Here is a 7,682-nt window from a genome sequence, read left to right as displayed (position 1 = left end):
GTCTTGCCGTGGTCAACGTGGCCAATCGTGCCGATGTTGACGTGCGGCTTATTACGCTCAAACTTTTCCTTTGCCATTCCTCAGGCGCCCTTTTGCGATTTGGGGGACCCTTGGTCCCGTGGTTACATCTGCGCGCGCGAGATATTTGGTTCAAAGGGGAAAATCAAGCACATCCTGCGTGGAAAGCAGGTTAAGACGCCGGATTTTGCGTCACCACGTCGGATTCGAGCGGTTGGATCAGGTCTGGACGCCGGTCGAACCAGCCGTTCTCTTCATGTTCCTCGGCCAACCACTCTTCTACCCGGTCAGCGACTTTAAGAGCCAGACCGCTCATTTGTTCCTCTTTGGTACGCTCGTGACCCGATCCCTTCAGGGCGCTGCCGCCAGTTGTGTCTTCCAGCACCTGGAACTGCTTCCCCTTGGCCAGGAACTCTTTCTTGTTCACGTCATAGACGTTGACCAGAACAATCGCCGTGCTTTTGGGGTTATAGATCACCGGGATGCCCGGAGGCGCCAGCATATACCCTTCGAGGCTGATTCCGACGTCGTATTCCTGAGCACCCGCGTAACGACCCAATCGAATATCGACGGCTTTCTGAATGGCCTCAGTCCATTCATCCGGCGTGGCATCGCGCGACACCGGGCCCTGAACCGCCTTGTCAGCAAAAGCATAGTTGACGCGCAGCTTGAACTCGCCCAACGACTCAGGTTCTTCGTATACCTGCGTCTGCGTGCAAGCGCCCATCAGGGCCAGTCCGGTAATCAAGGTCAGAATGCGCAACATGTCTCGTCTCGATAGGCTTGTTTTCTTTGATCTAGCGCACCGATACGGCCTGTGCCAAGCCATATCGGCAGATTTCTACCTGACGCCCGCGCGCGATCACGAAAACTTATAGTCGCGCGGGAACCCGTAGGGCGGTTTTTTCCCGACGCTGGCACGCTTTGCCAGCCATTGGGTCATATCGGCCTCGTGGCGCGTTTTGTCACCACCCATGGACCATTTCAGGCCCTCTTCCCAATTAAAGGTGGTGATGTCGGACAACCCGCCATCCAGTTCCAGCGTCCCCTGCCGTCCGCGTGCCATATTGTATTTCTGCAAACGCACGCCCTTGCCGCGAGTCATCTCTGGTAATTCTTCTGTCGGGAACACAAGGAACTTGCCGTTCTGAGACACCACGGCCACGTGGTCACCTGAAACCGGCTTGCAGATCATCGCCATCTCGTCACCCTTGACGTTCAGCACCTGTTTGCCGTTGCGGGTCTGGGCCAGCACTTCATCCTCGGGCACAGTGAAGCCGTTACCCGCATCCGAGGCCACCAACAGCTTGCGCCCCGGCTTGTGGATCAGGATGTCGATGATCTGCGCCTCGTTTGGCAAATCGACCATCAGGCGCAGAGGTTCGCCCATGCCACGCCCGCCCGGCAGGTTGGCGGCGCTGACGGTGTAAAACCGCCCATTGGAAGCGAAAACCAGCAGCCGGTCCGTAGTTTCTGCGTGGAAGATGAAACGCGGGCCGTCGCCGTCCTTGAACTTCAACTCACGTTTCAGGTCGATATGGCCGGTCATGGCGCGAATCCACCCCATCTGAGAGCAAACGACCGTGATCGGCTCCTTGTCGATCATCGCCTCAAGCGGAACTTCCTCAACCTGACCAGCTTCTGCAAATTGCGTACGACGAGCGCCGCCTTCGTAATCCTTGCCAAAGGTTTTCTTGGTCTCTTTCAATTGCTCCGAAATTTTTGCCCATTGCAAGGCCGGATCAGCCAGCAGGTCTTCGAGGTTGGCACGTTCTTCCATCAGCGCGTCGCGCTCACGAACCAGTTCCATCTCTTCCAGACGGCGCAAGGACCGCAGACGCATGTTGAGGATCGCGTCGACCTGAACCCCGGACAACTCGCCCTCACCCGGCTTGGGCGAGACGTAGTCGGCCTCATTTGTGGCCCGGATGTGGTCGATCCCCCAATCCTCGCGCATCAGCGCGGCTTTCGGGTCGTCGTCATAGCGGATGATGTCGATGACACGGTCGAGGTTCAGGAAAGCGACGATAAAGCCCTCCAACACCTCTAGCCGATGATCGATCTTTGCCATGCGGTGACGCGAACGACGCAGCAGCACCTCTTGCCGGTGATCGAGGAAGGCGCGCAGCACTTCCTTCATCGAACAGACCTTGGGCGTCACGCCGTCGATCAGCACGTTCATGTTCAGGCTGAACCGCACTTCAAGGTCCGAGTTGCGGTAGAGCATGCCCATCAGCACCTCGGGGTCCACATTCTTTGACCGCGGCTCGAGGATCAGCCGGATGTCATCGGCGGATTCGTCCCGGACATCGGCGAGAATCGGGATTTTCTTGGTCTGGATCAGTTCCGCGATCTTTTCGATCAGCTTGGATTTCTGAACCTGATAAGGGATCTCGGTGACCACGATCTGCCACTGACCGCGGCCCAGATCCTCGACCTCGAACTTACAGCGCAGGCGGAACGACCCCCGCCCAGTACGATAGGCCTGCGCGATGTTCTCGGGCGGCTCAACAATCACGCCACCGGTCGGGAAGTCCGGGCCCGGCACGTAGTTCAGCAGAGTGTCGTCGCGCGCATCGGGCGTTTTGATCAGATGCAGGCAAGCGTCACACAGCTCCGAGATATTGTGCGGCGGGATATTCGTCGCCATGCCGACCGCGATGCCGCTGGAGCCGTTGGCCAACAGATTCGGGAACTGCGCGGGCAGCACCACCGGCTCGCTCAGAGTGCCGTCGTAATTGTCGCGGAAATCAACGGCGTCTTCGTTCAGGCCTTCCAGCAACGCTTCGGCTACAATGGTCATTCGCGCTTCGGTGTATCGCGAGGCCGCCGGGTTGTCGCCGTCGATATTGCCAAAGTTCCCCTGCCCGTCGACCAACGGGTAGCGGACATTGAAATCCTGCGCCAGACGCGCCATCGCGTCATAAATTGCGGCGTCGCCGTGTGGGTGATAGTTGCCCATCACGTCGCCAGAAATCTTCGCAGACTTCCTGAAACCTCCGGTTGCACTGAGTCGCAGCTCGCGCATCGCGTAGAGGATTCGCCGGTGCACAGGCTTCAAACCATCCCGTGCATCCGGCAGTGCCCGGTGCATGATGGTGCTGAGCGCATAGGTCAGATAGCGTTCACCAATCGCGCGGCGCAGCGGCTCAGCTATCTCTCCCCCATTGTCGGGGGCCTCCATGTTGGGGTCGTCGATCGTATCGTTCATATATGATGTGATACGCCGCAAGAGCGTCTTGGTAAAGCAAGCAACACATAATTAACTGGGGACAAGTGGCGCTTTTTGCAACAAGGGGAGCCAACCCCCGGATTTCCCCCATTTTTCGACTCAGGGTAGAAACTATGGTACCCTGAACAAATTGGACTGCTGACTATTTGTTGTTTCTTACGATTACCGGGGGATGCGCCATGACGCGCCTGATTGTTATGACTTTCGCCGCACTTGGATGGTGCTTTTATGTAATGAGTGGTGGACCGGATTTCGAACCGCGCGGCCTGCGTGCCGAACAACCCGTTCGCATCGCCTCAGTTCCGAGCCCATCTGTAGTCCCTACCAGGGCCGAAGAGCTTGTGACCAATGTCGCGGCCCGCATCCCAACCGTGCGTATTCAGTCGGAATCAGAGGTGGAGGAAGTGGTCGAGTTCGTGGCGGATGACGCCACCCTCGAATCCTTCTCGACCCTGTCGGTGTTCGAGGATCAAAGCGCCAACATCACGCTGGCCTCGCTTGAGGACGGCGTGGTCGGTCTGACACAGATCACCGACGAGGCGCAAGAAGACGTGGCGACAACACCTGCCCTGCCCGAACCGGAGAAGGACATGCGCGAAATCTCTGGCACCCGGGTGAACATGCGCGACGGGCCGGGCACGATCTATCCGATCATCGGCAAGGCCACCATCGGCCAGCAGGTCGAGGTGCTGAGCGAATCCGGCACCGGCTGGCTGCGTCTGCGCGTGTTGCCGCAGCAACAGGTTGGATGGGTTTCTGCCTCGCTGGTGCGAAAAACTTCGAACTGACGTCGTGCTGTCATTGTCCTGACCCGAACCTCGCAATAGCTTAAGGACAGGTTCAAAGTCAGGAAGATCATGCAAAAGACCATTCTTATCACCGGTTGTTCTTCGGGCATTGGCCTGGACGCGGCCCATGGCATGCGCACACGTGGATGGCGGGTGTTTGCATCCTGCCGCCAGCAGCGGGATTGCGACCGTCTGCGGGCGCAGGGGTTTGAAAGCCCGCGGATAGATTACACAGACGCAGACAGCATTGCCTCGGGCCTGGCTGAGGTTTTCGAGGCTACGGATGGAACACTGGATGCACTGTTCAACAACGGTGCGCATGGCCTTCCGGGCGCGGTCGAGGACTTGCCGACAGAGGGTCTGCGCCAGATTTTCGAGGCCAACTTCTTTGGCTGGCACGAGTTGACCCGTCAGGTGATCCCGGCCATGCGGGCGCAGGGACATGGGCGAATCGTTCAGAACTCCTCGGTGCTGGGCCTTGTGGCTTACCCATGGCGCGGGGCCTACGTGGCGACAAAATATGCGGTCGAAGGCCTGACAGACACGCTGCGTCTTGAACTGGCCGACACTGACATCAAAGTCATCCTGATCGAACCCGGCCCGATCACCTCGAAAATCCGCGAAAACTCAATCCCGTTTTTCGAACGGTTCATCAACTGGCAGAACTCGGCCCTGCGGGACCGGTACGAGGCATCCGTGTTGAAAAGACTGTACGAATCTTCGGGGCCAGACCGGTTCGAGCTGCCAGCCTCGGCGGTCACTGACAAGCTGGCCCATGCAGTCGGGTCGAAACGCCCCCGGGCGCGGTACTATGTGACAACGCCCACCTATATCGCCGGATATCTGCGCCGCATCCTACCCACCCGCACCATCGACCGCATCCTCTCGGACGTATGAGGCAAAATTAACCGTTCGCTTTTCAGCCCTGTGGGTCTAGATGATAGACCAACGAAACAAGAAACGCGGACGGTGCACCCATGGACCTTTTGATGGTCATTTTGCTGTTGGCCATGGCGGCAGTGGTCGTCGTGCTGGCGATTGGCATATCGAACTTCGGCAAAAGCGGCAAAAGCGCCGCGATGAAAAGCAACAGGATGATGCAACTGCGCATCCTGTTTCAGTTCATTGCCGTGTTGCTGATCGTGCTCTACGTCTGGCTGCGTGGACAAGGAGCACAGTAAATGGTCGTTCTGAACAAGATTTACACCCGCACCGGCGATGACGGGAAGACGGCGCTCGGCAATGGAGAGCGGGTTGCGAAATACTCCGGCCGCGTGGCCGCCTATGGCACCGTGGACGAGTTGAACGCCTTTGTTGGCGTAGCCCGCACCGAGGCAGCGGGAGAGGTCGATGCCGCCCTGTCGCGCATCCAGAACGATCTGTTCGATCTGGGTGCCGATTTCTGCCGTCCCGACATGGAAAAGGACGCCGAGGCTGATTATCCCCCCCTGCGCGTCGTTGCCTCTCAGATCGATCGGCTTGAGGCTGAAATCGACACCATGAACGAATCACTGGAACCGTTGCGCAGCTTCATCCTGCCCGGTGGATCGCGGCTAGCGGCGCAGCTGCATGTGTGCCGGACCGTGTCACGCCGGGCCGAGCGGCTGGCAGTGGAACTGACCAACATGGAGCCGGTGAACGAAGTCGCGGTGAAATACCTCAACCGCCTGAGCGACTGGTTCTTCGTGGCCGCTCGCTGCGCCAATGAAAACGGCACACAAGACGTTCTGTGGGTTCCGGGCGCAAACCGCTAAGTTTCGGGCCGCAACGTCAAAAAACACGAAACGCGACGTCCCAAGCCCATGACGTGACGATTTTGCTCTGTTGCAGGGCGAATTCAGACGCTATTGAAACGTCCGAGAGCATTGGTGGAGTCGCGACGCGGCTTACCGTTATTTGTGAGGAGCAAGCGCAAAATGAAGGTACTCGTGCCTGTCAAACGCGTGATTGACTATAATGTGAAGGTCCGCGTGAAAGCGGACGGTAGCGGTGTCGATCTCGCCAATGTCAAAATGTCGATGAACCCGTTCGACGAGATCGCGGTGGAAGAAGCGATCCGCCTGAAAGAAGCGGGCAAAGCTGATGAGGTTGTTGCCGTTTCGATCGGCGTGAAGCAGGCGCAGGAAACGCTGCGCACCGCGCTGGCTATGGGCGCTGACCGCGCGATCCTGGTTGTTGCGGCTGATGACGTACACACCGATATCGAGCCGCTGACCGTTGCCAAGATCCTGGCCAAAGTGGTCGAGGAAGAGCAGCCGGGCATCGTTCTGGCGGGCAAGCAGGCGATCGACAACGACATGAACGCCACCGGCCAGATGCTGTCGGCCCTGCTGGGCTGGTCGCAAGGCACTTTCGCGTCCGAGCTGGACATCGAAGGCGACAGCGCCAAGATCACCCGCGAGGTGGACGGCGGTCTGCAGACCATCAGCGTCAAGATGCCGACCATCGTCACCGTTGACCTGCGCCTGAACGAGCCGCGCTATGCGTCGCTGCCCAACATCATGAAGGCGAAGAAAAAGCCGCTGGATGAGAAAACCGCCGCCGATTACGGCGTCGACGTCACGCCGCGTCTGGAGATCGTCAAAACCGAAGAGCCGCCGGCACGCGCCGCAGGCATCATCGTGGGCTCGGTCGACGAGCTGGTCGGGAAACTCAAAGAAGCGGGGGCTGTGTAATGGCTGTTCTTCTTCTCGCCGAAGTAAACAATGGTGAGCTGTCGCTGGACGCCACCGCCAAGGCGGTAAACGCCGCGAAGGCACTGGGCGACGTGACCGTATTGGCCGCAGGTGGTTCTGCCGCGGCTGCCGGTGAGGCCGCTGCCAAGATCGACGGTGTATCCAAGGTTCTGGTCGCCGAAGACGCCTCGCTGGGTCACCGCCTTGCGGAATCGACCGCAGCACTGATCGTGTCACTGGCCGATGGCTATGAGCATATCGTCGCTCCCGCCACCACCGACGCCAAGAACGTGATGCCGCGCGTGGCCGCGCTGCTGGACGTTATGGTGATCTCGGATGCCTCCGGCGTGGTCGACGGTTCGACCTTCGAACGTCCGATCTACGCGGGCAACGCGATCCAGACGGTGAAATCGAACGACGCCAAGAAGGTTGTCACCCTGCGGACCGCCAGCTTTGACGCGGCGGGCGAAGGCGGTTCGGCCCCGGTTGAGACCATCTCGGTTCCGGGCTCCGAAGGCCTGTCGTCGTGGGTCGAGGACAAGGTTGCCGAAAGCGATCGTCCGGAGCTGACCTCGGCTGGCGTTGTGGTCTCCGGCGGCCGCGGTGTTGGCTCGGAAGAGGACTTCAAACTGATCGAAACCCTGGCCGACAAGCTGGGTGCGGCAGTTGGCGCCTCACGCGCGGCGGTCGACTCGGGCTATGCCCCGAACGATTGGCAAGTGGGTCAGACCGGTAAGGTTGTTGCCCCCGATCTGTATGTCGCAGTCGGCATCTCGGGCGCGATCCAGCACCTGGCCGGGATGAAAGACTCGAAGGTCATCGTTGCGATCAACAAGGACGAAGAAGCACCGATCTTCCAGGTCGCCGATTTCGGTCTAGTCGCAGACCTGTTCCAGGCCGTGCCGGAACTCACCGAGAAGCTCGGTTGACCACGGAATTAGGTTTTCTGTGAAAAATTTTAGAAGGCCC

At 59.2% G+C, this 7,682-nt stretch carries 9 protein-coding genes; 7 read left to right on the top strand and 2 right to left on the bottom strand.

Annotated elements, in window-relative coordinates:
- A partial coding sequence (locus AC2FEE_RS16905) for a hypothetical protein (RefSeq protein WP_496866482.1) occupies nucleotides 1–194 on the top strand: 194 nt, incomplete at its 5' end.
- On the opposite strand, the gene AC2FEE_RS16900 is transcribed toward AC2FEE_RS16905, so the two are convergent.
- Complete coding sequence (locus AC2FEE_RS16900; RefSeq protein ID WP_480594591.1) at nucleotides 191–784, bottom strand: hypothetical protein; 594 nt, start codon at nucleotides 782–784, stop codon at nucleotides 191–193. The genes AC2FEE_RS16905 and AC2FEE_RS16900 overlap by 4 nt on opposite strands.
- A gap of 96 nt (nucleotides 785–880) precedes the next feature.
- Nucleotides 881–3,229: a DNA topoisomerase IV subunit A gene (gene parC, locus AC2FEE_RS16895; RefSeq protein ID WP_496866481.1), complete on the bottom strand. Its 2,349-nt coding sequence runs from the start codon at nucleotides 3,227–3,229 to the stop codon at nucleotides 881–883.
- Between the two features lie 200 nt (nucleotides 3,230–3,429).
- Here parC and AC2FEE_RS16890 point away from each other — a divergent pair, with 200 nt between their 5' ends.
- The 6 genes from AC2FEE_RS16890 to AC2FEE_RS16865 all read left to right on the top strand — a co-directional run bounded on the left by AC2FEE_RS16890 (nucleotide 3,430) and on the right by AC2FEE_RS16865 (nucleotide 7,642).
- Nucleotides 3,430–4,038, top strand: a complete 609-nt coding sequence (locus AC2FEE_RS16890; RefSeq protein ID WP_496866480.1) for an SH3 domain-containing protein — start codon at nucleotides 3,430–3,432, stop codon at nucleotides 4,036–4,038.
- A gap of 69 nt (nucleotides 4,039–4,107) precedes the next feature.
- The gene (locus AC2FEE_RS16885; protein ID WP_496866479.1) at nucleotides 4,108–4,935 is read left to right on the top strand and encodes an SDR family NAD(P)-dependent oxidoreductase; all 828 of its coding nucleotides are present in this window, start codon (nucleotides 4,108–4,110) and stop codon (nucleotides 4,933–4,935) included.
- Between the two features lie 80 nt (nucleotides 4,936–5,015).
- Nucleotides 5,016–5,219 carry a twin transmembrane helix small protein gene (locus tag AC2FEE_RS16880; protein ID WP_496866478.1) on the top strand — a complete coding sequence of 68 codons (204 nt, stop codon included), beginning with the start codon at nucleotides 5,016–5,018 and terminating at the stop codon, nucleotides 5,217–5,219.
- On the top strand, nucleotides 5,220–5,792 hold the full coding sequence (locus tag AC2FEE_RS16875; protein ID WP_496866477.1) for a cob(I)yrinic acid a,c-diamide adenosyltransferase: 573 nt from the start codon (nucleotides 5,220–5,222) through the stop codon (nucleotides 5,790–5,792).
- 162 nt (nucleotides 5,793–5,954) lie between these two features.
- Nucleotides 5,955–6,713, top strand: coding sequence for an electron transfer flavoprotein subunit beta/FixA family protein (locus AC2FEE_RS16870; protein ID WP_496866476.1), 759 nt, complete (start codon nucleotides 5,955–5,957; stop codon nucleotides 6,711–6,713).
- Nucleotides 6,713–7,642, top strand: coding sequence for an electron transfer flavoprotein subunit alpha/FixB family protein (locus AC2FEE_RS16865; protein WP_480594585.1), 930 nt, complete (start codon nucleotides 6,713–6,715; stop codon nucleotides 7,640–7,642). Before AC2FEE_RS16870 ends, AC2FEE_RS16865 begins: the two co-directional genes overlap by 1 nt.
- The last annotated feature ends 40 nt before the right edge of the window (nucleotides 7,643–7,682 follow it).

The sequence above is a fragment of the Ruegeria sp. YTSC199 genome (assembly GCF_059609725.1).
The sequence above is the reverse complement of the archived record's forward strand: the minus strand, read 5'-3'. Positions and strand labels throughout refer to the sequence as shown.